19 protein-coding genes, 1 tRNA gene and 5 pseudogenes are annotated in these 23,262 nt (G+C 62.3%); 9 read left to right on the top strand and 16 right to left on the bottom strand.

Features of this window, described 5'->3' with window-relative positions; all coding sequences use genetic code 11:
* Positions 1 to 17 precede the first annotated feature (17 nt).
* A complete protein-coding gene (locus E4Q23_RS15840; protein WP_169067530.1) occupies positions 18 to 1,748 on the top strand; it encodes an ABC transporter substrate-binding protein in 1,731 nt (576 codons plus the stop codon).
* A gap of 183 nt (positions 1,749 to 1,931) precedes the next feature.
* Complete coding sequence (locus E4Q23_RS15835) at positions 1,932 to 2,807, top strand: DMT family transporter (protein ID WP_169067529.1); 876 nt, start codon at positions 1,932 to 1,934, stop codon at positions 2,805 to 2,807.
* 312 nt (positions 2,808 to 3,119) lie between these two features.
* Here E4Q23_RS15835 and bla read toward each other — a convergent pair whose 3' ends face one another.
* Positions 3,120 to 3,962, bottom strand: coding sequence for a class A beta-lactamase (gene bla, locus E4Q23_RS15830; protein WP_169067528.1), 843 nt, complete (start codon positions 3,960 to 3,962; stop codon positions 3,120 to 3,122).
* 413 nt (positions 3,963 to 4,375) lie between these two features.
* Here bla and E4Q23_RS15825 point away from each other — a divergent pair, with 413 nt between their 5' ends.
* Both E4Q23_RS15825 and E4Q23_RS15820 read left to right on the top strand, forming a co-directional pair.
* Positions 4,376 to 4,882, top strand: coding sequence for a hypothetical protein (locus E4Q23_RS15825; protein ID WP_169067527.1), 507 nt, complete (start codon positions 4,376 to 4,378; stop codon positions 4,880 to 4,882).
* Between the two features lie 95 nt (positions 4,883 to 4,977).
* Positions 4,978 to 5,352, top strand: coding sequence for a hypothetical protein (locus E4Q23_RS15820; protein ID WP_211203789.1), 375 nt, complete (start codon positions 4,978 to 4,980; stop codon positions 5,350 to 5,352).
* 125 nt (positions 5,353 to 5,477) lie between these two features.
* Here E4Q23_RS15820 and E4Q23_RS15815 read toward each other — a convergent pair.
* Positions 5,478 to 5,549 (bottom strand) — tRNA-Arg (locus tag E4Q23_RS15815).
* Positions 5,550 to 5,799: 250 nt separating this feature from the next.
* On the opposite strand from E4Q23_RS15815, the gene E4Q23_RS25325 reads away from it, so the two are divergent.
* From E4Q23_RS25325 to E4Q23_RS25310, 4 genes and pseudogenes are all read left to right on the top strand, one after another.
* The gene (locus tag E4Q23_RS25325; RefSeq protein ID WP_423753353.1) at positions 5,800 to 6,078 is read left to right on the top strand and encodes an ATP-binding cassette domain-containing protein; all 279 of its coding nucleotides are present in this window, start codon (positions 5,800 to 5,802) and stop codon (positions 6,076 to 6,078) included.
* A pseudogene (locus E4Q23_RS25320) lies at positions 5,978 to 6,301 on the top strand (ABC transporter ATP-binding protein); the annotation flags it as partial. The gene E4Q23_RS25325 and the pseudogene E4Q23_RS25320, both read left to right, overlap by 101 nt.
* Before the next feature lie 540 nt (positions 6,302 to 6,841).
* Positions 6,842 to 7,153 (top strand): annotated as a pseudogene (locus E4Q23_RS25315) (ATP-binding cassette domain-containing protein); the annotation flags it as partial.
* A gap of 33 nt (positions 7,154 to 7,186) precedes the next feature.
* Positions 7,187 to 7,723 carry a hypothetical protein gene (locus tag E4Q23_RS25310; RefSeq protein WP_423753356.1) on the top strand — a complete coding sequence of 179 codons (537 nt, stop codon included), beginning with the start codon at positions 7,187 to 7,189 and terminating at the stop codon, positions 7,721 to 7,723.
* Here E4Q23_RS25310 and E4Q23_RS15805 read toward each other — a convergent pair.
* Together E4Q23_RS15805 and E4Q23_RS15800 are read right to left on the bottom strand one after the other, a co-directional pair.
* The gene (locus E4Q23_RS15805) at positions 7,720 to 8,913 is read right to left on the bottom strand and encodes a benzoate/H(+) symporter BenE family transporter (RefSeq protein WP_423753352.1); all 1,194 of its coding nucleotides are present in this window, start codon (positions 8,911 to 8,913) and stop codon (positions 7,720 to 7,722) included. The two genes, E4Q23_RS25310 and E4Q23_RS15805, sit on opposite strands and share 4 nt — an antisense overlap.
* 82 nt (positions 8,914 to 8,995) lie before the next feature.
* Entirely contained in the window at positions 8,996 to 9,865 is an 870-nt protein-coding gene (locus E4Q23_RS15800) for a patatin-like phospholipase family protein (RefSeq protein ID WP_169067526.1), read from the bottom strand.
* Between the two features lie 447 nt (positions 9,866 to 10,312).
* Between E4Q23_RS15800 and E4Q23_RS15795 the strand changes: the two genes are divergently transcribed.
* The gene (locus E4Q23_RS15795) at positions 10,313 to 11,872 is read left to right on the top strand and encodes an NYN domain-containing protein (RefSeq protein ID WP_169067525.1); all 1,560 of its coding nucleotides are present in this window, start codon (positions 10,313 to 10,315) and stop codon (positions 11,870 to 11,872) included.
* A gap of 187 nt (positions 11,873 to 12,059) precedes the next feature.
* Here E4Q23_RS15795 and panD read toward each other — a convergent pair whose 3' ends face one another.
* The 12 genes and pseudogenes from panD to E4Q23_RS15740 all read right to left on the bottom strand — a co-directional run.
* Positions 12,060 to 12,443 carry an aspartate 1-decarboxylase gene (panD, locus tag E4Q23_RS15790; protein WP_169067524.1) on the bottom strand — a complete coding sequence of 128 codons (384 nt, stop codon included), beginning with the start codon at positions 12,441 to 12,443 and terminating at the stop codon, positions 12,060 to 12,062.
* Positions 12,444 to 12,502: 59 nt separating this feature from the next.
* On the bottom strand, positions 12,503 to 13,348 hold the full coding sequence (gene panC, locus E4Q23_RS15785; protein WP_169067523.1) for a pantoate--beta-alanine ligase: 846 nt from the start codon (positions 13,346 to 13,348) through the stop codon (positions 12,503 to 12,505).
* 114 nt (positions 13,349 to 13,462) lie between these two features.
* A pseudogene (gene panB, locus E4Q23_RS15780) lies at positions 13,463 to 14,276 on the bottom strand (3-methyl-2-oxobutanoate hydroxymethyltransferase).
* Between the two features lie 4 nt (positions 14,277 to 14,280).
* A complete protein-coding gene (locus tag E4Q23_RS15775; protein ID WP_169067521.1) occupies positions 14,281 to 14,934 on the bottom strand; it encodes a deoxynucleoside kinase in 654 nt (217 codons plus the stop codon).
* Positions 14,935 to 14,958: 24 nt separating this feature from the next.
* Positions 14,959 to 15,366 (bottom strand): CZB domain-containing protein, encoded by a 408-nt coding sequence (locus tag E4Q23_RS25305; RefSeq protein ID WP_423753355.1) that lies wholly within the window; start codon positions 15,364 to 15,366, stop codon positions 14,959 to 14,961.
* Between the two features lie 42 nt (positions 15,367 to 15,408).
* Positions 15,409 to 15,936: pseudogene (locus tag E4Q23_RS25300) on the bottom strand (methyl-accepting chemotaxis protein); the annotation flags it as partial.
* Positions 15,937 to 16,429: 493 nt separating this feature from the next.
* Positions 16,430 to 16,696: a pentapeptide repeat-containing protein gene (locus E4Q23_RS15765; RefSeq protein ID WP_169067519.1), complete on the bottom strand. Its 267-nt coding sequence runs from the start codon at positions 16,694 to 16,696 to the stop codon at positions 16,430 to 16,432.
* Entirely contained in the window at positions 16,632 to 17,219 is a 588-nt protein-coding gene (locus E4Q23_RS25295; protein ID WP_169067518.1) for a pentapeptide repeat-containing protein, read from the bottom strand. The genes E4Q23_RS15765 and E4Q23_RS25295 overlap by 65 nt, the downstream gene beginning before the upstream one ends.
* Positions 17,219 to 18,079, bottom strand: a complete 861-nt coding sequence (gene asd, locus E4Q23_RS15755) for an archaetidylserine decarboxylase (protein WP_169067517.1) — start codon at positions 18,077 to 18,079, stop codon at positions 17,219 to 17,221. The genes E4Q23_RS25295 and asd overlap by 1 nt, the downstream gene beginning before the upstream one ends.
* 152 nt (positions 18,080 to 18,231) lie before the next feature.
* Entirely contained in the window at positions 18,232 to 19,287 is a 1,056-nt protein-coding gene (locus tag E4Q23_RS15750) for a 2-oxoacid:ferredoxin oxidoreductase subunit beta (RefSeq protein ID WP_169067516.1), read from the bottom strand.
* A 1-nt stretch (position 19,288) separates the two neighbouring features.
* Positions 19,289 to 21,127, bottom strand: a complete 1,839-nt coding sequence (locus E4Q23_RS15745) for a 2-oxoacid:acceptor oxidoreductase subunit alpha (RefSeq protein ID WP_169067515.1) — start codon at positions 21,125 to 21,127, stop codon at positions 19,289 to 19,291.
* A 129-nt stretch (positions 21,128 to 21,256) separates the two neighbouring features.
* Positions 21,257 to 23,062, bottom strand: a pseudogene (locus tag E4Q23_RS15740) (FAD-dependent oxidoreductase); the annotation flags it as partial.
* Positions 23,063 to 23,262: the final 200 nt, after the last annotated feature.

Genomic DNA, 23,262 nt, shown 5'->3' with positions numbered 1-23,262 from the left:
CACCGAGGAGACGACCAATGAAACTACGCCACACGACGATGGCCCTCACTATCGCTTGCGCGCTCGCCAGTCAGGCCTGGGCCGGCGAATCCGAGGCCAAAAAATGGATTGATACCGAGTTCCAGCCATCGACGCTGAACAAGGATCAGCAGATGGCCGAGATGAAGTGGTTCATCGACGCCGCCAAGAAGCTGCAAGCCAGGGGAGTCAATGAGATCTCGGTCGTATCCGAGACCATCACCACCCACGAGTATGAATCGAAGACCCTGGCCAGGGCCTTCGAGGAGATCACCGGCATCAAGGTCAAGCACGACCTGATCCAGGAGGGCGATGTCGTCGAGAAACTGCAGACCTCGATGCAGTCGGGCAGGTCCATCTACGACGGCTGGATTTCCGACTCCGACCTGATTGGCACCCACTATCGCTACGGCAAGATCATGAACCTGACCGACTACATGGCCGGCAAGGGCAAGGAGTGGACGAACCCAGGACTGGACCTGAAGGATTTCATTGGCACCAGCTTCACGACCGCACCGGACGGCAAGCTGTATCAGCTTCCCGACCAGCAGTTCGCCAACCTGTACTGGTTTCGCGCCGACCTCTTCGCGCGCCAGGACCTGAAAGACCGGTTCAAGGCCAAATACGGCTACGAACTCGGCGTACCACTGAACTGGAGCGCCTATGAAGACATCGCCGCCTTCTTCAGCGATGAGGTGAAGAGCATCGAAGGCAAGCCGGTGTACGGCCATATGGACTACGGCAAGAAAGATCCTTCGCTGGGCTGGCGTTTCACCGACGCCTGGCTGTCGATGGCCGGCACGGCCGACATCGGCATCCCGAACGGCATGCCGGTCGACGAATGGGGGATTCGCGTCGCCGACGACAAGTGCACGCCGGTCGGCGCCTCGGTCTCGCGCGGCGGCGCCGTCAACTCGCCGGCCGGGGTGTACGCCTTGACCAAGTATGTCGACTGGATGAAGCAATACGCCCCGAAAGAGGCCACCGGCATGACTTTCGGCGAAGCCGGCCCGGTGCCCGCGCAAGGCCAGATCGCGCAGCAGATCTTCTGGTACACGGCGTTCACCGCCGACATGATCAAGGCCGGCCTGCCGGTGGTTAACGCCGACGGCACTCCGAAGTGGCGCATGGCCCCCGGCCCGAACGGCCCGTACTGGAAGCAGGGCATGCAGAACGGCTACCAGGACGTCGGCTCATGGACTTTCTTTGCGGCGCACGACGCCGACAAGACGGCCGCTGCCTGGCTGTACGCGCAGTTCATCACCGCCAAGACGACCTCGCTGAAGAAGACCATCGTCGGCCTGACGCCGATTCGTGAGTCCGACATCCAGAGCCAGGCGATGACCGACATGGCCCCCAAGCTGGGTGGCCTGGTCGAGTTCTATCGCAGCCCGGCACGCGTCGCGTGGACGCCGACCGGCACCAACGTGCCGGATTACCCGAAGCTGGCGCAGTTGTGGTGGAAGAACGTGGCTGTCGCCGTGACCGGCGAGAAGACTCCACAACAGGCGATGGACAACCTCGCCGAGGAGATGGACCAGGTGATGGCTCGCCTCGAGCGCGCCGGCATGGCTCACTGCCCACCGAAGCTGAACCCGAAGAGCGACCCGAGCAAGTGGCTGAGCGACAAGGGCGCTCCGTGGAAGAAACTGGCTAACGAAAAGCCCAAGGGTGAGACCATCGCCTATGAGACGCTGCTGAACGCGTGGAAGGCCGGCAAGGTTCGCTGATCCAATGGGGGGCGGGCGCCTCCCCGCAATTGCCCGCGCGCGCCGAGTGCCGCGCGCGGCATTTTTTTTGGCGAAGGCATTTTGGCGAAGACGGCTCTGCCGCGATAATCCGCCAGTCAGTTGAGGCCTGCCATCATCGCCGGCAGACTTAGATGGCGCTCTTGACTCAGGGACCCACTCTTGATGACTCCGTCTGTCCGTGGTTTGATATTGGGCGCTCTTGGCGTACTGATTTTCAGCCTAACAATGCCGATCACAAAAATCGCGCTTTCCGGCGACCTGATGTCGGCATGGTTTGTCTGGGCCGGGCGCGCGGTGTTGGCAGCATTCGCCGGCATGGCCTATCTGCTTCTGACAAAGCGAAAACCACCTCCCCGTGAAGCCTGGTGGCCTTTGCTTGGCACAACAGCAGGCGTTGTCTTTGGCTGGCCATTGCTCAATACCCTTGCCCTGCAATGGGTGTCATCGAGTCACTCGGCGGTTATCAACGGCATTCTTCCTCTGGCCACCGCCGTTATCGGCGCCAGCCTGAATCGCGAACGCCTGCCAGCCGCCTTCTGGGTTTGTGCCGCAGTTGGCACTTGCCTGGTCTGCGGATACGCCTGGGTTCATGCCTCGGGAACATTGCATACCCCTGATGCTCTACTGCTGATGGGGGTTTTGCTCGGAGCGCTTGGCTATGCCTGTGGAGCAATCGCCACAAAGTACATCAGCGGTCCGGAAGTGATTTCCTGGGCGCTACTCGCGGGCTTGCCAGTGACGCTGCCGTATATGTTATACGTAAGCCCGGTTAGCCTGGCCGCAGTGCCTTTGACAGGGTGGCTGGCTTTTGTTTATCTGGGCCTGATGAGTCAGTGGATCGGATTTTTCTTCTGGTATCGCGGATTGCTCATGGGCGGAATTGCCAAAGTGAGTCAGGTACAGTTGCTCCAACTATTTCTTACGCTGGGATTTTCCGCATTATTGCTGGGAGAAGCGATTGAGCCGATGATGCTGTTTGTCGCCGTGGCCACTGTCGCGCTGATTGTTGTCGGGAGACGTGCCAAGGGAGGGCGGTAGATTTCCGACTCGATGCGAGTGTTGTGTTGCATTTTTGATGAGACTTTCGGCAAGCATTTCGCACCCACCGTCATTGCCCACCCTCGCAGTGACGTGCGGGCTGCTTGTCGCGCCGCATTCACCATTCACCATTCAGCTGGCCGGTGCAGACAGCTTGGGCCGAGCAACGCCGAGAACCATTCTGGACGGCCGGTTCTTAGTTCTGCTGCTGCAGCAAACGACCCACAACGGTCGGATGATCTTTTCCTTATCAATAGTCGACTCCAGATCCGATACCTGCCGTTCGCCCTTGTCCTCAGAAAGTTTGATGCATCAACGGCCGATCGCTTCTTTCAGTGCCGCTCCTATTCTTGCAATCGCCTCATTGCTGGCCTGCAAGGATGCTTTGGTTTGCGTGACATAAATGCCAACCACCACTGGCTGCTTCGATGGCGGCCAGATTACCGCCACGATCGAGCGTGAGCCGTAGCCACCCGCTCCGGTCTTGTCGGCAATCTTCCAGTTGGATGGCAGTGAAGCTCGCAGTAGCGCACCGGCGACTTGATCGTCCAGCATCCATTGTGTCAGCACGTTTCGGGATGAAACCGACAGCCCGTTCCCAAGGAGGATTTTTCTCAGGCTGCTAACGATGTCGTTGGGGGTGGTGGTATCACGCTCGTCACCCGGTGTTGCGTCGTTCAACTCAGGTTCTTTGCGGTCGAGCCTGGTTTGATCATCGCCGATGGATTGCATGTATGAGTTGAATCCGGTTGTTCCTCCAATGGCATCAAAGACAACGTTTGCGGCCGTGTTGTCGCTATAGCTCACCGCTGCACGGCAAACCTCGCCAAATGTCATCGTTTGAGGAGACAGCGATTTTTCGGTAATCGGCGAATAGGTGACCAACATTTCCTTCGAGATGGATACGGATTGATCTAGTGATAGAGACTTCCCATCGACCTTCGCGAGCAATGCTGCGCAGGAAAATATCTTGTGCGTACTATTCAGAGGGAACCGTTCGTCGCCCCGATATTGCCAAGTCGTCCCTGTGTTTGCGTCAAACACCGTCATGCCTACTCTGGCTTGTAGCGCATTCTCTTCAGCTTGTACAACATTAATCAACTTCGTGGTTTCTAGAGCGCAGACAAAGGTAGAAAAAAAACGATGCAAAGACACAGGTAAGCGCGATGTTTATTCCAGCAATGGCTTTGGTTATCAATGTAACTTTCTCCAGCAGGAATTCACGCTAAGCGTACGTCGCTACCGATACCCAAGCGTCCGGTTTCGAAAGGGCAATCAGCAGCTCGTGCGTCTCGATCTTATCAGGCTGCGTTGTCTGGTCTTGGCCGAAAGACGCCGCCCGGTAATCGTACTGCAAAGCGGCCATCGACAAGCAATCGCGTGTCACGGGCGGCCGTCCGGCCCGGTCAATTTGGAGGGGTTGGAGCCGGAAGATCGTACTTGGGTTCTCCATTTGCCGCAGCCGCCGGCGAGATGAGGATCGCCCGATTAATTGGGCAATGACGAGTAGCCGGCATGGCGATGGCTCTTGTGACGTGGCGCTATCAGCGCTCGTGCGGCGCTTGTCGATGACGATTCCGGGAAGCGAAGAAACACCCTTGCCGGTCGTCGCCTGCTCGGCGGCCGGCGTACCCGGTGAGTTCGTCAGACACTGGGCGACCGAGCGCGCGGCTTGTTGTCGATGCACGACGCGGCCCTTTGCCGTGCCGCAGCGCAGCCGGGTAGCCGGGGCCGACGACACCGAAATCGCGCTCGGCAGCGACATCCTGACGGCCGCGCTCGAGGGTTATGCGCTGGCCAAGGTCTTCGGCAAGGGCGCCGGGGTCGATGCCTTGAAGGAAGCGATGGCCGCTCGCTACAGCCGCAAGCGTCAGCCGAGTCCGGTCGCCACGGCCTGTGCGCCGCGACAGGCAGCGCGCTCCGCGCGCAAGGCTCGGAGCTTCAGGCGCAAGGCTCCGAGCTGCGACGGCGAGCCTCCGATGCGTCGTCGCAAGTGTTACGTCCGCCGCTCTCCAGTAACTGACGACGTCGCCTATCCCATGAACGGCGAGAGCGAAGGGAGGGGTGCTGCCTGAACGAGGCTGGGACGAAGTGAACGAAAGATGGGCCGGGAGACCGCTGCTATCGTGGAAAGTTATCGAGACAACCCACATAGAAAAGAGCCCAGCCCATGCAGCGAATTGTAGCCGGCATCGACACGATCGAGCAGCATCTTGAGGCCGTCAGGCAAACCCCCGAAGTGTATCGGCCGCCGTGCTGCCCGCATTGCGGGCTCAAGATCCTCTGGTCACACGGGCACTATGAGCGCAAGGCCGACCGCCGAGCCGGGCAGGTTTCACTCAATCCGATACCGATCTGCCGCTACTGCTGCTCCGGCTGTAGGCGCACCTGTTCGCGTCCGCCGGCGTGCATCGCAGCGCGCTGCTGGCATGACTGGTCGGTGCAGCAAGCCCACCTCGAACGGCTGTTGCGCGAACGCGCCGATCAGCGCCGTGCACTCGGCAGCCCGCCGGACCGGCGCACCGCCGGTCGCTGGTGGGACTGACTACAGAAGTGCAGCCTGCTGTTCGAGTTTCACCTGCGCGCCCTCCGGGGAGCCAAGAACCGTTCCATTCCTGGTATTTACTACCAGTTATGGACTGCTGCGGACGGTCGCGGCGCTTGTTATCGTCCCCTCGACAGGAATCGAACCTGTATCCCACGCTTAGGAGGCGCGTGCACTATCCATTGTGCTACGAGGAGAGGGGCGCGTATTGTAGCCGCTGCCTTCGATTTCGCCAATTCGACTTTGTGGCCATATTCATCGTGGGCCGCGAACTGTAAGGGCAGCCCTTGGCCCGATTTGAACCTGCCGGAGCGCGCATCGGAGTAAAATCGCGCGCTCTTGCCGCGCTGCTGCCGTTCTCGTCGATTTCTTGGCTTCCACCGGCGCGCATCTTGGCTGAGTATCCCCAGCAGGACCACCCCCCCCACAGGAAACTTACCCGCCCTCATGCCGTATCTGATTCTCTCCGACGCCTCGCTCGCTTTCGGCCATGTGCCGCTTCTTGACCACGCCGAATTCCAGCTGGACCCTGGCGAACGGGTGGCGCTGATTGGCCGCAACGGCACCGGCAAGTCGTCGCTGCTCTGCGCGCTGGCGGGCACGGGGGGGGCTCGACGATGGGGCGGTGTGGCGACAGCCGGGATTGCGTATCGGCTATGTACCGCAGGAGCCACCCTTCGACCCGGCGTTGAGCGTCTTCGAGGCGGTCGTTGCCGGCATGGGTGACCTGTCGAAGCTGCTCGCCGAGTATCACGCGGTGTCGCACGCGCTGGGCGAGGCGGACGCTGATCACGAGCAATTGCTCGATCGCATGCAGCTCCTGCAGACGGAACTCGAAGCGCGTGACGCCTGGTCCTTCGAGGCGCAGGCCGAGCGGGTCATCCAGCGCTTCTCGCTGGACGCCGACGCGCTGGTGGGAACGCTTTCCGGTGGCCAGAAGAAGCGCCTGGCGCTGGCGCAGGCGCTCGCTGTCTCGCCGGAGCTGTTGCTGCTCGACGAGCCGACCAACCATCTCGACATCGGCGCCATTGAGTGGCTGGAGGAAATGCTGGTCTCGTCGGGGGTGACGCTGGCGTTCATCACTCACGACCGGCGTTTCCTCGAGCGCGTGGCGACACGCATCGTCGAACTCGACCGTGGTCGTCTGATGTCCTGTCCGGGCAGTTTCGGCGAGTACCAGTCGCGCAAGGAGATGATGCTGCACGACGAGGCGCAGAACAATGCCCGTTCCGACAAGTTCCTGGCCCAGGAAGAAGTCTGGATTCGCCAGGGTATCAAGGCGCGGCGGACGCGCAACGAAGGGCGAGTCCTGCGCCTCGAACAGTTGCGTCGTGATCGGGCGGCGCGACGCGAGCGCCAGGGCAAGGTCGAGTTGGCGCTCGACGCCGGGGTCAAGAGCGGCAAGCTGGTGGCGGCGCTCGAACATGTCAGCAAGAGCTACGGCGACAAGGCGGTGGTGCGCGATTTCTCCTGTCGCTTGCAGCGTGGCGACAAGATCGGTGTCATCGGCCCGAACGGCGCCGGCAAGACGACCTTGTTGCGCATGATTCTCGGCGAGCTGTCTCCGGACCAGGGCAAGGTGTATCTGGGAACGAAAGTGGAAGTGGCCTATTTCGACCAGTTTCGCAGTGCGCTCGACGAAGAGGCGACGCTGATCGATGTCATCTCGCCGGGCTCCGACTTCGTCGAGATCGGCAACCAGCGCAAGCACGTGATCAGCTACCTCGGTGATTTTCTCTTTGCGCCGCAGCGCGCGCGTTCGCTGGTCAGTTCGCTGTCCGGCGGCGAGCGCAACCGGCTGCTGCTGGCGCGCCTGTTAGCGCGTCCGGCAAATGTGCTGGTGCTCGACGAGCCGACCAACGACCTCGACATCGAGACCCTTGAACTGCTCGAGGAGTTGCTGCAGGAATACACCGGGACGCTGTTCCTGGTCAGTCACGACCGCGCTTTCATCGACAACGTGGTGACCCAGACCATCGCTTCGGAAGGCGACGGCACCTGGCGCGAGTACGCCGGTGGCTATCAGGACTGGGCCGACTACCAGGCGGGCCGCCTGCGTGACGAGGCGCTGGCGGCGAGCAGCGGCAAGCGCAGCGACGCGCGTGCGGCGGAGACTACGGCCAACGCCAAGGCGGCTGCGCAAAAACCGGGCGGCGGCAAGCTCTCCTGGAAGGAAGCGCGCGAGCTGGAGGAGTTGCCACAGCGGATCAGTGCACTGGAGAGCGAGCAGAAGGCGATCGGCGAGCGTCTGGCCGATGCCCGGTTGTACCAGTCGCAACCCGAGGAGGCGCAGCGGCTGGCGGCACGGCTGAGTGAAATCGACGATCAGCTGGTGCAGCTGCTCGAACGCTGGGAGGCGCTCGAAGGCTAGGGCTGCTGGATGGGGCGGCGCTTGCTGCGCAGGACGATCAATGCCGCCAGTCCGGCGAGCAGGCCCCAGAACGGCGAGCCGACCCCGGCAAAGGCGACTCCCGAAGCGGTGGCCAGGAAAGTCAGCAGTGCCGGCTCGCGTTCGGCTTCCTGGCTCAGGGCGGCGGCGAGGCCGCTGCCGATGGTCCCGAGCAGTGCGAAGCCGGCGATGGCCAGCACCAGTTCCTTCGGGAAGGCCAGGAAAAGCGAGCCGACGGTAGCCCCGAAAACGCCGATCAGCAGATAGAAGAAGCCGGCGGCGATGGCGGCGACGTAGCGTTTTTCGGGGTCTTCGTGCGCTTCGCGGCTCATGCAGATGGCGGCGGTAATCGCCGCCAGATTCAGCGCGTAAGCGCCGAATGGGGCGAGCAGCAGGTTGGCGGCGCCGGTCCAGCCGATCAGCGGCGAGATCGGTAGCTGATAGCCCGAAGCGCGGATGACGGCGACGCCGGGGAGGTTCTGGGAGGCCATGGTCACCACGTAGAGCGGTAGCGCGACGCCGATCAGCGCCTGCCACGACAACTCCGGGGTGATGAATACCGGCATCGCCAGTTCGAGGTGGATCTCGTCGACGCGCAGCGAGCCTTGACCGGCAGCAATACCGACACCGACGAGAAAGGTCATGATGATCGCGTAGCGCGGCAGCAGCCGGCGGCCGAGCAGGTAGGCGCAGAACATCGGGAAAACGAGGACGAACTGGCTTTGCATGGCCAGGAAGGCGTCGAGACCGAAACGCAGCAGGACGCCTGCGAGCATTCCCGAAGCAATCGAGATCGGAATGCGGCTGATCATCCGCTCGAACAAGCCACTGAAGCCGGAGACCGTGATCAGGGCCGCGGAGACGAGAAAAGCGCCGATCGCTTCCGGCATCGAGACGCCGGCGGCACTCGTGATCAGCATCGCCGCACCGGGTGTCGACCAGGCGGTCAGCACCGGCACCCGGAAGCGCAGCGACAGGGCGATGCTGGTCAAGCCCATGCCAACGCCGAGTGCGCACATCCAGGAAGCGATCTCGGCAGGGCTTGCGTGCAGCGCCTGGGCGGCCTGGAAAACGATCACCGCCGAACTGGTGAAGCCGATCAGAACGGCGACGAAGCCGGCAGTTACGGCCGAAGTCGAGAAATCCTTGATCAGGCGCATTGCTTCGTCCACCAGGGCTATCGCGGCAGGTCAGTGCTGCGACGAGGGCTAGCCACGGTGACGCATGGGGCGCGGGTCAGCGAGCCGACGCAGCTCAGCTGCGCCCCGCTTTCTTGAGCGCTTCGCGAATTTGCGGCAGCGCTGCCTGCGCTGCTTTTTCGCCTTCGAGGATGGCGTCGTGGCGGGCCTGGAACTCGGTCGAGCCGACGGCGCCGACCTGCGGGCGAATCACCACGTCGGCCTCCTTGAGCTCGTAGCGAGCAAGGCTTTGCCCCATGATGGTGAAGGTCTGCATGAGAATGTCGAAGGTGCTGCTTACCGGCTGGGTGCTGGGGCGGGCCGAAATGTCGACGGCAATGACCACGTCGGCACCCATTTCGCGTGCGGCGCGCACCGGAATGAGGCTGCTCAGCCCGCCATCGACGTATTCCCGGCCGTTGATGCGTACCGGCTGGAAGACGCCCGGGACGGTCGCCGAAGCGCGTACCGCCATGCCGGTGTTGCCGGTGCGAAAGACGACGCTGTCGCCGTTGCGCAGATCGGTGGCCACGGCCCCGAAAGGCTTGTTCAGGGCCTCGAGCGGACGCTGGCCGACGGCGTCATTGACGAACTTCTGCAGCAAGTCCCCCTTGAGCACGCCGCGGTCGGGCAGCGACCAGTCGCTGATTTTCGTCTCGTCGAGGCGGTGCGCGAGCTTCTGCAGCTCAAAGCCGTTGTTGCCGGCGGCGTAGAGGGCGCCGACCACCGCGCCAGCGCTGCTGCCGACGATGATGTCGGGAACGATGCCCTGACTTTCCAGGGTCTTGATCACGCCGACGTGCGCAAAGCCGCGCGCTGCGCCACCGCCGAGGGCCAGACCCAGCTTGACCGGTTTGCCTGCCTGCGTAGCAGGGGCCGGCGGCTTGCTTGCACAGCCGCTGACGATGAGCGTGGCCAAGCCAACAATGAGTAGCAGCGGACGCATGGCGTTCCTTTCGTGGGAGGTTTGGGGTGTGGCGATCACTAAAGCCGTTTGATCGCAGGTGATGCGCAAGCGCAGGGAAAGTTGGGGTCGCGCGCCTCACTGCGCCAGGTCGAGCGGCAATGTACTCATGCGACAAATGGTACAAAGGCTACGAATGGTACGAATGGTACGACTTCGCGGCAGATGCCGCCATCAGCGCTCTGAAAAAAGACTTTCCTTGCTTCCTGCAGGCAATTGTTTACCATCGTGCATGGACTCTGGATCCCGAGTCCCCTGAAGCTGCCGTCTGAAAGTCGAGCTCCGGATCATTTCCTGACAGTTGGTCGATCACTTCTCGTTGGCTGCGTCTGCCGCGGCGGGGCTTTTCGACTGCCTTGCGCTCTCGGACCAGATCATCAAGTCGCCATGCTCAGGCGTGGCGCAACAATCACTGGAGAATATGGAATTATGGCCGTAGCGCCCGAAACCGCCAGCATGGCGTTGTTTTGTGACTTCGAGAACGTCGCACTTGGCGTTCGCGATGCGAATTACGATAAGTTCGACATCAAGCCGGTACTGGAAAAGTTGTTGCTGAAGGGCAGTATCGTGGTCAAAAAAGCCTATTGTGACTGGGAGCGATACAAGGGCTTCAAAGCCGCGATGCACGAGGCGAACTTCGAGCTGATCGAGATTCCGCACCTGCGCCAGTCGGGCAAGAACTCGGCCGACATCCGGCTGGTCGTCGATGCCCTCGACCTGTGCTACACCAAGTCGCACGTCGACACCTTCGTGATCATCAGCGGCGATTCGGATTTTTCGCCACTGGTTTCCAAATTGCGCGAGAACGCCAAATCGGTGATTGGCGTCGGCGTCAAGCAGTCGACGTCGGACCTCCTGATCGCTAACTGCGACGAGTTCATTTTCTATGACGATCTGGTGCGCGAGATCCAGCGCTCGGCGCGGCGGGATTCCAAGGAAGCCCAACCCGCGGTCAGGCGTTCGCCGGAAGAGGATGCGCAACGCAAGGCAGAGCTCGATGCACGTCGCAGCAAGGCCGTCGAACTGGCCGTTGCCACTTTCGATGCACTGATTGGCGAGCGCGGCGACAGCAGCAAGATCTGGGCGTCGATGCTCAAGGAGGCGATCAAGCGGCGCAAGCCGGATTTCAACGAGTCGTACTACGGCTTCCGGGCGTTTGGCAACCTGCTCGAAGAGGCGCAGAAGCGCGGCCTGCTGGTCATTGGTCGCGACGAAAAGTCGGGAACCTACGTGTATCGCAGTAACGGCGGGGAAGCGGCAGTCGAGTTGGTGGGCAGTGAGGGGCTGCTGCTGGTATTGCCCGCAGCACCCAGCGAGGGCGCGACGACGACCGATGAGCAGGCTGAGCAGGCCGCAGGGCGCCGCAAGGGGCAAGGACGTCGAAAAGGCGGCGAGAAAGCTGCGAAGCGGGGCCGCGAGCAGAAGGCGGGCAAAGACGAAGAGGCAGCTGCGACGGCTGCGGGCAGCGACGGTATCGAAGGTGCTAGTTGTCAAGGCCAGGAAGCTGCTCTCGGCAACGAACCCGTCGACCGGCCAACGCTACGCGAAGTGAGGCCAGCGTCTGCATCTTCCGAGTCGTTGGAAGATGCAGAATCTGCGAAATCTGCGGACCCGCTGCCCTTGTCTTCAGCGTCACCATCGCCCGAAATTCCCCAATCGCTAGAAGCTTTCACGCCGCCAGCCTCGGTCGAAATGGCAAGCGAAGTCGAGGGTTCGCCGCCGGAAGCCATCGCGCAGCATAGGCCCGCCGCAAAACCCCGTGCGACCGGGCGCCGCCGGACCGCCGCAAAGAACGCTAGCAGCGATTCGCCTGCGGCTGCGCCAGGTGGTCAAGCCGCTGCTGAGCCGGCCGCGGAGTCGAGCCTCGGCGCTGTCGAAACGGCCGCGGCCACAGCCAGCAGCGACCCTGCAGAGCTTGCGCCGGTCAACAAGCCGGCGCCGCGTTCACGTCGGCCGCGCAAGCCCAAAGCTGCGCCGGAAACAGCCTGACCCCACAGCCTGACCCCAGGCCGTGTGTGCTCGCATGATGTTGGGGAGGGGCCCGGCAATGGGGGGAGGGGAGATTCGTGAGTTGCTTGCGCGACGTGCTCATTGACGGACCCGCCCCTGAAACAAAAAAGCCGCGACTGGGTCGCGGCTTTTTTGTAACTGCGCCAGAGCTGGCGCGGTTCATGGTTCAGGCAGCGGCCTGCGTCGGAATCATGCCGGCGGTGCGGACGATGCGATTCTGAGTGTCCACGTAGATCAGTTTCGGCGCGTACTTGGCGAGTTCGACTTCGTTGTACACCGCAAAGCTGGCGATGATCAGGATGTCACCCGGCGCGGCGCGGCGTGCTGCCGAGCCATTTACCGAGATGACGCCAGATCCGCGCTCGGCGCGCAGCGAGTAGGTCGTGAAACGCTCGCCGTTGTTGACGTTCCAGATGTCGATCTGTTCGTACTCGCGAATGTTCGCCGCATCCAGAAGGTCTTCGTCAATGGCGCAAGAACCTTCATAGTGGAGTTCGGCGTGTGTGGTGCTGACGCGGTGCAGCTTCGACTTCAGCATTGTCCTCTGCATGGAATCACCGGGTGTTGAGTTAAAGGGGGAAGGGCATTGTAGCGGCTAATCGCTGCCTGTCAACGGCCGTCTGGGACATCGATTTCGAGATTGTCGATCAGTCGCGCAGCGCCCAGCCGGCTAGCTGCGAGCACCACCAGCGCTTGCTTACCGCCAGCGTCGGGAAGCCGCAGGTCGGCCTGCCGACGCACGGCGACGTAGTCCGTTTTCCAGCCATGCTTGTCCAGTTCGGCGGCGGCTTCGCGTTCGAGCCGGGCGAAATCGGTTTCGCCTGCATGTATCGCTGTTCGGATGTGCTGCAGGAGGCTTTGCAGGCGCGGCGCTTCGCCGCGTTCGGCGGCCGACAGGTAGCCGTTGCGCGAGGAAAGAGCCAGGCCGTCCTCGGCACGAACCGTCTCGCCGCCGATGATCTCGATCGGCAAGGCCAGCTGCCGCGTCATGTTGCGCAAGACCATCAATTGCTGGTAGTCCTTCTTGCCAAACAGTGCTGCCTGCGGTTGTACGATGTTGAAGAGTTTGAGAACGACGGTGGCGACACCACGGAAATGGCCGGGGCGGAACTCGCCGTCGAGCTGATTTTGACTCTCTGGCGGCTCGACGTGGTATTGCTGCGGCTCCGGGTAGAGGTCGCTCTCGGTCGGTGCAAACAGCAGGTCGACGCCGGCCGCGGCGAGCTTGTTGCAGTCTTCCTGCAGGGTCCGCGGATAGAGGTCGAAGTCGTCACTGGGTCCGAACTGCAGACGGTTGACGAAAATGCTGGCGACGACGGTATCTCCGTGCGCGCGCGCCTCGGTCATCAGCGCGATGTGGCCGGCGTGCAGGTTGCCCATGGTCGGCACAAAAACGACCCGCCGACGCTTGCTCAGCGCCAGACGCAGGTCGGGGATAGCGGAGTGAATCTGCATACGCTTGCTGGACCTCTTGTGAAACTCCGAAAAAACGCTTCGCCTGCCGATGGTTTTTCTGTCGCTGCCGCGTACAGCCATCCCATGTTGGCCCCTGCGCTGCCACGACTGCAGTCAGTAGCAGTGTTCGGGCCCCGGAAAACTGCTCTCCTTGACGGCAGCCACGTAGGCGGCGACAGCGGCGGCGATGGACGTCTGACCGGCCATGAAATTCTTCACGAAGCGCGCCTTCCTGCCGGCCGAAATATCGAGCATGTCGTGCAGGACCAGCACCTGCCCCGAGCATTCCCGGCTGGCACCGATGCCGATGGTCGGGATGGCGAGGCTGGAAGTGAGCTTGGCGGCCAGCGCCTCGGGGATGGCTTCGAGGACGATCAGCGTCGCGCCAGCCTCTTGCTGGGCGAGGGCGTCGGCCTGCAGCCGGGCGGCCCCGGAATCGTCTTTTCCCTGCACGCGGTAGCCACCAATCTGGTGTACCGATTGCGGGGTGAGCCCGACGTGGCCGCAGACGGGAATGCCTCGGCTGCTAAGGAAGCGCGTCGTTTCCGCCATCTCGGCACCGCCTTCGAGCTTGACCATCTGCGCGCCAGCGGTCATCAGGGTGACGGCGTTGCGTAGCGCTTGCTGCGGGCTTTCCTGGAAGCTGCCGAAAGGCATGTCGGCGATTATCAAAGCGCGCTGGCTGCCGCGGACGACGCTGGCGGTGTGGTAGGCGATGTCGGTCAGCGTTACTGCGAGCGTCGACTCGCGCCCTTGCAGGACCATGCCGAGCGAGTCGCCGATCAGTAGTGCATCGACGTCGGCAGCGTCGCAGAGCTGCGCAAAGCTCGCGTCATAACACGTGAGCATGGCGATTTTTTTCGCCGTTGGCACGCATTTTGGCGAGGTCGACGTGTGTGCGTCTGCGCGTCGCGACATGGGTGGACATGGGTTTACTCTCCCCGGTTGAAATACTCGCGGTGTCCGCGCATCGATTCGATGCGCTTGACGAGTAGTTGAAAATCGTCGTCGGAGTCGACGAAGTTGATGTTTTCGGAGTTCACCACCATGACCGGCGCTGCGTCGTAGTTGTGGAAGAAGCGCATATAGCTTTCCGCAAGAACCGTCAGATAGGCGTCAGCGATCCGCCGTTCCATGTCGATGCCGCGTTTCCGGACGCGGGCGATCAGCGTTTCCGGCTTGGCCTGCAGATAGATCACCAGATCCGGTGGCTTCGCTGCGGGTGAAAGCTGTTCGTAGATTCTGCGGTACAGCCCGTATTCGTCTTCACTGAGCGTCAGCAGCGCGAACAGCGGATCCTTTTCGAGCAGGTAGTCGGCAACCACCGGGCGAGCGGAGAAATCGGCTTGCGACAGCTCGCGTAGCTTGTCGAGGCGCTGAAACAGAAAGAACAACTGCGTCTGCAGGGCAAAGTGCTGCTGGTCCTGATAAAAGCGACTCAGGAAGGGGTTCAGCTCGGGTTGTTCGAGCAGCATTTGCGCGTCGATATACGTACCGAGACGGCGCGCAAGACTCGTCTTGCCGGCGCCGATTGGGCCCTCGACCACGATGTGGCGGGCTGCGGTCAGGGTATTTCGTGCAGACATGAAGTGACGGCAATTGCTGCCGGGTCAGGGTTCCACGAAAAGAGTATCGGGTCGGGCTTCGCCAGCCTGGGCCATTCGTTCGAGGCCAAGCAGCACGGCCATGCTGGCAGTTTCCATTTGCTCGACAGCGTCCAAGCCGCCAGCGAAGTCGCCCGCACAACGCGCTTCGACGGCTAGGCGACCATGTCGGTGAACATCGACATGCGGCGTTTCAATTGCCCGGTAAGCATCGAGCTGCGTGCAGTAACGCTTTCCGTCGCCCGCATAGTACCACTGGCCCAGACGGCAGTCGGTATGCGAGGCGAAGTCTTTGGCGTTCTTGGCCGTGGCACCCATGAACACCTGATAGACGTCGAACTTGAAGAGCAGATGGTCGATCTTGGCGAGTTCGACAAAACTGCGCAGGGCGGCCGTGGCAATGGTTCGTTCCATTTGCCTGGCGAGACCGGTAATGCCACCGATTGCGGTCGATGCCTGCCGCCCCTGCTCACTGAAGGAATCAGATTGCTCGGCGAGATGGCTGATACTGCTCTGCGCCGAAACGGTCTCACCCTGGATATTGCTGACCAGGCGCGAGATGTCGCTGGTGGCCTGTGTTGTCCGGTCGGCGAGCTTGCGGACTTCGTCGGCGACGACAGCGAAACCGCGGCCGGCTTCACCCGCACGCGCCGCTTCGATGGCGGCGTTGAGTGCCAGGAGGTTGGTTTGGTCGGCAATCTCCTTGATCAGCTGGACGATGCCGCCGATTTTTTCGGTACTGCCTTGCAGGCTGAGCACTTTTTCCAGCGCGCTGCGCGAGTCGCCAGCGAGCTGGTTCAATTCCGTGCTGATGGCGGTTACCGATTCGCGGCTGCGCGCGGCAATGCCGGCGGCAGCGAGCGTGTCTTTCGTCTCGTCGCGCAGGCGATGAGCCAATGCGGCGAGGGTCTGTTGCGACTCCGCCAGCGATTGCCGATAGGACTGGAAGGAAAGGAATAGCCGCTGCACTTCCCGGCTGCGCATTTCGCTGGCTGCCGCGGCTTGCAGGCAGTCGTCGCGAGCGGCGTGTGCCGACGCCAGTTGCTCGCGCAGCTCCTGATTCTGCTGCTCAAGCTCGCCGAGGCGCCCCTCAAGGCTGCGGATTTTTCCCCCGCTTCCGAAAATCATTCCGTTCTCCCGCTAACGGTCATGACACGTGGAGACACCCAAAATTATGAAAGTCATGACCGTTTCCCTCTTCCCCAGCCCTTCTCCCGCGAGTGGAGAAGGGCGTTTCGTGAGTCGCGTGCGCGACTTTCAGATATGCAGTGGCTGATGGTCGTGGTTGCGTGGTGAAAAAAGCCAGGCAAGTCAAACGGCGTCTAGGATACACAGGGCAGCGGCGCGATGGTCGAATTTGCGCCCGCAGACCAGAAAAAAACGCAAAAGTCGCGAGTCATGGCCAGGAACGGAGCCTTCCTTCGCTCCTCCCGATGGTGGGTGCTCGGTAACCGAGAAAGGCGCCTGGCCACGCCGCTCAGCGTCCCCTGACCACGAAAGGCTCGGCCAAGGCTGCGCGCACTGAATCATCAAGGTTCGTCGCCTGCTCAAAATTGGCATTCCAGAGATCGGCGTTGCTGAAGTCGGCCGAGTCGAGGTTGGCGCCTTTGAACAGCGCATGTCGCAAGGTCGCGCCGGCGAGGCGGGTGCCCTTGAGCGTGCTGTTCGAGAGATCGGCGCTATCCATGGCGGCGCCGGTCAGGTCGGCGCCGGAGAGGTCCGTGCCGACCAGTCGTGCATCCAAAAAAAACGCCACGCAAGGCATTGCAGTTGCGGATTGAGCCACCGCTGAGGTCAATCCCTTCCATCAGGATGTCCTTCAGATAAGCACCGGAGAAATCGGCGCCTGGCGCTTGCGTGTTGATGAAGTTGGCGCCAAACAAATTGGCGCGCTGCAGCTTGCTTTTGCTGAGCTTGGCGTCGTCAAAAATGGCATGAAAAAGGTCGGCGTCGCGAAGGTCGGCAGCGCTCAGATTGGCGGCAGTGAAATTTGCCCACTTGGCGTTGCTGCCGCGCAAGTCGGCGTCGCGAAGATCGGCCTGACTAAAGTCCGTGCTTTCCATCCGTGCGCCCGCCAGACGCGCGCCGCGCAGCTTCTTGCCGGACAGCTTCTGGCGCGAGAAGTCGCACTGTGAGAGATCGGTCGCCGCTTGCGGATCGGCGCAGTCGCCGATGGGCAGGGCGTCCGCTGCGCCGACAGGAGCGACGATCGCGAGCGCTAGAGCGGCGCATGCCGAGACTACCGGGAACGCCGAGAGCCGCTTCATCAGTGGCTGGTGCTCACGGCGCTGCAGGCCATGCGCTCGCCCAGGCGGACTGTGCCGCCCGGTGCCCAGGCGGGATTGAAGCTCAGCAGATCTTTCGGGAACAGCATCACGACCGTCGAACCGAGCAGGAAGCGCCCCATTTCCTCGCCTTTCGTAAGCAGGATTTTCTGCCCATCGTAAGGCCAGTCGCGAATTTTTCCGCTGCGCGGCGGGTTGACTCGGCCGTGCCAGACAGTGGCCATGCTGCCGACGATGGTCGCCCCGACGAGGACCAGAATGAAGCTGCCGAACTCGCCTTCGAAAACGCAGACCACGCGTTCGTTGCGCGCGAACAGCCCGGGTACGCCGCGCGCCGTCGCCGGATTGACCGAAAACAGCTCGCCAGGAACGTGAATCATGCGCTTCAGTCGCCCGTCGACCGGCATGTGAATGCGGTGATAGTCGCGCGGGCTGAGGTAGAGTGTCGCGAACGCGCCATCGGCGAAGCCGGCCGCCAGTTGGGCGTCGCCACCGACCAGCGCTGTCGTCGAGTATTGGTGGCCCTTGGCTTGAAAGATCTGCTCACCTTCGATACGCCCGAACTGGCTGATCGCGCCGTCGACCGGGCACAGGAAGTCCGCATTGGCCAGCGGACGGGCGTCGGCGCGCAGCGCGCGCGTAAAGAAGTCGTTGAAGGTCTTGTAGCTGGCGGGGTCTGGATCGGCGGCTTCGCTCAAATCGACTCGGTAACGCTTTACGAACCAGCGGATGACCCGGGTGGTGAGCTCGCCCGCTTGCGCGCCGGCGAAGCTGCCGGCGATGGTGGTAAGGGCCTGCTTGGGCAGCAGGTACTGGGCTGATACGGCGAGACGATCGGACACGAGTGCGCCAGCGAAATGGACAAGCCGCGATTATAACGGCTGGGCAGGGTGACAGCAGTGCGCACTTGTTCGGTCGCGCAGGCGGCAGCAATGACGGTGGCTGGGGGATGCTTGCCTAAGGTCTCCTCAACAATGAAACACGACACTGGCACTCAGCGCAGCGAGGCGTTGATCTTCTCGAGTGCGGCTGAGCCGGGGCAGAGTTCAGCGGCACTCAGCGTGTTCAGGGCCTGTTCCACAGTGTTGATCTGCTGGTGCAGGTCGCAGGCATCGTTGTCTACGTAGAGCAGGCCGGTGACCACTTCGCCGCGCGCGGCGTGCTCCTGGACGTAGGCCATGGCGCGCACCCGGTCGCCGGGGTCGTACTCGGCGTGCAGCTTGCGCAGGCGGAGGATCGAGCCGTCGTGCTGGCGAATATCGATGACCTCGCCTTCGCCGTACTCGGTGGTGATTTCCTCGCGCTGTGGGAAGAAGTCCAGCCGGTTGACTGCTTCATTATGCTCGCGCACGTAGTCGTAGCTCTTGGTGCTACCGGAATGGTTATTGAAGGCGATGCACGGTGAGACGACATCGATGACCGCCGCGCCGGGATGCGCCATCGCTCCGCGGATCAGTGGCACCAACTGCGCCTTGTCGCCCGAGAAGCTGCGCCCGATATAGGTCGCGCCCATCACCAGCGCCAGGCTGGCGAGGTCGATCGGGGTGTCGTTGTTGGCCAGTCCGCGTTTCGACTTCGAGCCTTTGTCCGCGGTGGCAGAGAACTGCCCTTTGGTGAGCCCATAGACACCGTTGTTTTCGACGATGTAGGTCATGTTGACACCGCGGCGCAGGACGTGCGCAAACTGGCCGAGGCCGATCGACGCCGAATCGCCGTCGCCCGAAACGCCGAGGTAGATCAGCTCGCGGTTGGCCAGGTTGGCGCCGGTGAGCACCGATGGCATGCGCCCGTGCACGGTGTTGAAGCCATGCGAGTTGCCGAGAAAGTAATCCGGCGTTTTCGATGAGCAACCAATGCCCGAGAGCTTGGCGACGCGATGCGGCTCGATGTCAAGTTCCCAGCAGGCCTGGATGATCGCCGCCGAGATCGAGTCATGGCCGCAACCGGCACAAAGCGTCGATATCTTGCCTTCGTAGTCGCGGCGTGTGTAGCCGACGCGGTTCTTGGCGAGCGTCGGATGGTGAAGTTTGGGTTTGGCGAGGTAGGTCATGTCAGGCCACTCTGTCTTCTTTGAGAGAATGCACGTTGAGGCGCGCGACGCGATCGGAGATCTCCCGCGTAATGAAGCGCGCGGTAATTGGCGTGCCGTCGTAGTGGACCACCGTCACCAGACTCGCCGGGCGTACGCCAGCCTCATTGATCAGCAGGGTGGTCAACTGCCCGTCCAGGTTCTGCTCGAAGACGAAGACCTTGCTATGCGCCGCGATGAAGTCGACGATCTCGTCCTGGAAAGGGAAAGCGCGTATGCGCAGGGCGTTGATGTAGATGCCGTGTTCGGCAAGCGCGTCGAGCGCTTCGTGCATCGACGGACTGGTCGATCCGTAGAAGATGACAGCGAAGCGCGCCGGGTGCCTGGCAGCAGTAAGCACTGGCAGCGGCACCAGCGACTTGGCGGTTTCGAACTTGCGCAGCAATCGCTGCATGTTTTCGACGTAGTCCGTGCCGGCTTCGGAGTAGGCCGCGTAAGCATTCTTGGTTGTGCCGCGCGTGAAATAGCCACCCCTGGTGGGGTGCGTTCCCGGATAGGTACGGTAGGGAATACCGTCCCCGTCAACGTCGAGGTAGCGGCCGAAGTCGGTGCCGGCGTCGAGTGCGTCGCGGGTCATTACCTTGCCGCGATCGTATTCGACGCTGTCGTCCCAGGCGAAGGGACGGCAGAGGCGCTGGTTCATGCCGATATCGAGGTCGCTCATGACAAAAACCGGTGTCTGCAGGCGCTCGGCGAGGTCGAGCGCCTGTGCCGACATCTCGAAGCACTCGTAGGGATCTTCGGGGAAAAGCAGCACGTGCCGGGTGTCGCCGTGCGAAGCGTAGGCGCAGGCAAGAATGTCGGACTGTTGGGTGCGTGTCGGCATGCCGGTAGAGGGGCCGCCCCGCTGGACGTTGATCAGCACCGCCGGGATTTCCGCGAAGTAGGCAAGGCCGATGAACTCGGACATTAGCGAGATGCCGGGTCCCGAGGTCGCGGTAAAAGCACGTGCGCCGTTCCAGCTGGCGCCGACGACCATGCCGATCGACGCCAACTCATCCTCGGCCTGCACCACGGCACAGCGCTGCTGGCCGGTCGCGGGGTCGACGCGCAATTTCTGTGTGAAGCGGATGAAGGCCTCGGCGACTGACGATGACGGGGTAATCGGGTACCAGGCGCAGACCGTGGCGCCGCCATAGACACAGCCCAGCGCCGCGGCGGTGTTGCCATCGACAAAAATGTGGTCGCCAACCTTGTCGCGGCGCTCGACCTTGAGTCCGATCGGCTTGAGGTGTTCGCGCGCGTATTCGCGGCCGACCGCGAGTGCCTGGACGTTGGCATCGAGCAGCTTCTCCTTGCCTTTGAACTGCTGGGCGAAGAGTTTCTCGATTTCGCTCGCTTCGATGTCGAGCAAATGCGCCAGAGCGCCCACGTAGATGATGTTCTTGAACAGTTGCCGTTGCCGCGGGTCGCTGTAAGCATTGTTGCAGAGCTCGGTGAGTGGCATGCCGATGACGTGGATGTCATCACGCGACCGCGAGCGGGGTAGCGGCCGGGAATTGTCGTAGAACAGGTAGCCGCCGGTTTCGACTTCCCGGACATCCTGATCCCAGGTCTGCGGGTTCATGGCCACCATCATATCGACACCGCCGCGCCGACCCAGGTAGCCGCGTTCGGTGACGCGCACTTCGAACCAGGTCGGCAGTCCCTGGATATTCGAGGGGAAGATGTTGCGCGGCGATACCGGCACGCCCATGCGCAGGATGGCGCGCGCGACAAGTTCGTTCGCCGAGGCCGATCCCGAGCCATTGATGTTGGCGAACTTGATGACGAAATCATTGACCGCTTCGATCTTCTGCATGGTCTTTCCTCAGGCGGTTTGCTGGTCTGGAGCCGGCGCGGGCTTTGGCTTGTGCCTGGCTTTTGGCTTCTGCTCGGATGACGGGGGGCTCGGGGGCTCGGGAAAAGGTGGCGGAGAGCCCGCATTGCGGCAGCCGGGTCCGGCGTAGGTACTTGCGAACAGGAACTTCTGCATGTCCCAGGCGCCGGTCGGACAGCGCTCGGCGCACAGGCCGCAATGCAGACAGACATCCTCGTCCTTGACCATCACCCGCCCGGTCTTCAGGGAATCCGAGACGTAAAGATCCTGGCTCTTGTCAAGCGCCGGCGCGCTCAGACGCTGCCGCAGATCTTTCTCGTCGCCATTGACGGTGAAGGAGATGCTGTCCATCGGGCAGATGTCCATGCACGCGTCGCACTCGATGCACAGCTTCGGCGCGAAGACCGTCTGCACATCGCAGTTCAGGCAGCGTTGCGCTTCCTGGAAAGCCAGTTGCGGATCGAAGCCGAGTTCGACCTCGACCTTGATGTTCTTCAACGCGGCCTTCAAGTCACGCAGCGGCACGCGCAGGCGCCGATCGGCGGAAATGGCGTTGTCGTACATCCACTGGTGGATTCCCATCTTCTGCGAGACCAGCGAGGTCTGCGGCGCGGGCCGTTCGGCGAGGTCCTCGCCGTTGAGCAGGCGATCGATGGAGACCGCCGCCTGGTGGCCGTGGGCAACTGCCCAGATGATGTTTTTCGGCCCGAAGGCCGCATCACCGCCGAAAAAGACGTTCGGCACGGTCGATTGCATCGTCGCCTCGTCGACCTTGGGCAGTTCCCACTTGTCGAACTCGATGCCGATGTCGCGCTCGATCCAGGGGAAGGAATTGTCCTGGCCGACGGCGACCAGCACCTCGTCACAATCGAAGTGCGCGTCGGGTTCACCGGTCGGCACCAGGCTGCGGCGGCCGTTCGCGTCGAATTCCACGCGTACTTTCTCGAAGGTCGCGCCGGTGAGCCGTCCGCCGATGTGGGTGAAGGCCTTGGGCACCAGGTTGTTGAGGATCGGGATGCCTTCGTGCATCGCGTCTTCTTTTTCCCAGGGACTGGCCTTCATCTGCTCGAAGCCGGAGCGGACGATGACCTTGACGTCCTCGCCGCCAAGGCGGCGCGACGAGCGGCAGCAGTCCATGGCGGTGTTGCCGCCGCCGAGGACGATCACCCGCTTGCCGATCGAAGTGGTGTGGCCGAAAGCGACGCTGGCCAGCCAGTCGATGCCCAGGTGAATCGACTTTGCTGCCTCTTTCCGTCCGGGAATGTCGAGGTCGTGCCCGCGCGGCGCGCCGGAACCAACGAAAATCGCGTCGTAGCCTTCGCCGATCAGATTCTTCAGCGAACTGACGTACTGGCCGCCGCGCAGCTCGACGCCGAGGTCGAGGACGTAACCGGTCTCCTCGTCGATGACTTCTTCAGGCAGGCGAAATTTCGGGATCTGGGTGCGCATCATGCCGCCAGCGAGGGCGTCGCCGTCGTAGATCACCACCTCGTAGCCGAGCGGGGCCAGGTCGCGCGCCACGGTCAGTGACGCCGGCCCGGCACCGACGCAGGCGATGCGCCGGCCATTTTTCTGTGCTGCTGGCGGCGGCAGGAGGTGGCGGATGTCCTCCTTGTAGTCGGCGGCGACGCGCTTCAGGCGGCAGATGGCGACCGGCGCCTTGCGCTCGCCGTGGCCGTCCGGCGTTTCGTCCTCGACGCGACCGCGTCGACACGCCGGTTCACAGGGGCGATCACAAGTTCGCCCGAGGATGCCGGGAAAAACGTTCGACACCCAGTTGACCATGTAGGCCTCGCTGTAGTGGCCAGCCGCGATCAAGCGAATGTATTCGGGAACAGGCGTATGGGCCGGGCATGCCCACTGGCAATCAACGACTTTGTGGAAATAGTCGGGGACGCTGATATCGGTCGGTTTCAAGGCGAGCGCATCCTTTCTTCGGCACGAGTCCGGGGTCGCAGTCACCGGCCCCAAAGGGTTTATACTAGCGCGGCAGTGCAGACCTGAAAAGAGCTATTTTTCAGAGTGATGTCATCGAAAGTTCGCGCAGTGGCGTGAGCAGAGCTCGCACTGGACGCCTGTCCGCCGGCACCCGTTGTAAGATGAAGGCATCACAGTTC

Source organism: Candidatus Accumulibacter phosphatis (assembly GCF_012939955.1).
Classification (GTDB): domain Bacteria; phylum Pseudomonadota; class Gammaproteobacteria; order Burkholderiales; family Rhodocyclaceae; genus Accumulibacter; species Accumulibacter delftensis.
Note: the sequence above shows the minus strand (reverse complement) of the source record. Positions and strands in the feature narration are given on the sequence as shown.

Excerpts from the sequence above, each read along its gene's own strand:
- E4Q23_RS15825 (WP_169067527.1), top strand. The coding sequence starts at position 4,376 with ATGACGATTCCGGGAAGCGAAGAAACACCCTTGCCGGTCGTCGCCTGC.
- E4Q23_RS15750 (WP_169067516.1), bottom strand. The coding sequence starts at position 19,287 with ATGACCTACCTCGCCAAACCCAAACTTCACCATCCGACGCTCGCCAAG.
- E4Q23_RS15745 (WP_169067515.1), bottom strand. The coding sequence starts at position 21,127 with ATGCAGAAGATCGAAGCGGTCAATGATTTCGTCATCAAGTTCGCCAAC.
- E4Q23_RS15795 (WP_169067525.1), top strand. The coding sequence starts at position 10,313 with ATGGCCGTAGCGCCCGAAACCGCCAGCATGGCGTTGTTTTGTGACTTC.
- E4Q23_RS15840 (WP_169067530.1), top strand. The coding sequence starts at position 18 with ATGAAACTACGCCACACGACGATGGCCCTCACTATCGCTTGCGCGCTC.
- E4Q23_RS25305 (WP_423753355.1), bottom strand. The coding sequence starts at position 15,366 with ATGGAACGAACCATTGCCACGGCCGCCCTGCGCAGTTTTGTCGAACTC.
- E4Q23_RS15820 (WP_211203789.1), top strand. The coding sequence starts at position 4,978 with ATGCAGCGAATTGTAGCCGGCATCGACACGATCGAGCAGCATCTTGAG.
- E4Q23_RS25325 (WP_423753353.1), top strand. The coding sequence starts at position 5,800 with ATGCCGTATCTGATTCTCTCCGACGCCTCGCTCGCTTTCGGCCATGTG.
- panC (WP_169067523.1), bottom strand. The coding sequence starts at position 13,348 with ATGCAGATTCACTCCGCTATCCCCGACCTGCGTCTGGCGCTGAGCAAG.
- E4Q23_RS15800 (WP_169067526.1), bottom strand. The coding sequence starts at position 9,865 with ATGCGTCCGCTGCTACTCATTGTTGGCTTGGCCACGCTCATCGTCAGC.
- E4Q23_RS15775 (WP_169067521.1), bottom strand. The coding sequence starts at position 14,934 with ATGTCTGCACGAAATACCCTGACCGCAGCCCGCCACATCGTGGTCGAG.
- E4Q23_RS25295 (WP_169067518.1), bottom strand. The coding sequence starts at position 17,219 with ATGAAGCGGCTCTCGGCGTTCCCGGTAGTCTCGGCATGCGCCGCTCTA.
- panD (WP_169067524.1), bottom strand. The coding sequence starts at position 12,443 with ATGCAGAGGACAATGCTGAAGTCGAAGCTGCACCGCGTCAGCACCACA.
- E4Q23_RS15835 (WP_169067529.1), top strand. The coding sequence starts at position 1,932 with ATGACTCCGTCTGTCCGTGGTTTGATATTGGGCGCTCTTGGCGTACTG.